1 tRNA gene is annotated in these 209 nt (G+C 49.3%); it reads right to left on the reverse strand.

From position 1 onward, the window contains the following. Nucleotides 1-115 precede the first annotated feature (115 nt). Nucleotides 116-191 (reverse strand) — tRNA-Asn (locus HG547_RS20740). Nucleotides 192-209 lie beyond the last annotated feature (18 nt).

The following is a 209-nucleotide window of genomic DNA, read 5'->3' on the forward strand; positions in this document are numbered from 1 at the left end:
CCCTGACTGGACTTGAACCAGTGACATACGGATTAACAGTCCGCCGTTCTACCGACTGAACTACAGGGGAGTAGAGGGTGCGATATGACTATCGACTTTAGATATTACGTTAAAATGGCTCCCCTGACTGGACTTGAACCAGTGACATACGGATTAACAGTCCGCCGTTCTACCGACTGAACTACAGGGGAGTAGAGGGTGCGATATGA

The sequence above is a fragment of the Shewanella sp. DNRA4 genome (assembly GCF_012843185.1).
Lineage (GTDB): Bacteria > Pseudomonadota > Gammaproteobacteria > Enterobacterales > Shewanellaceae > Shewanella > Shewanella xiamenensis.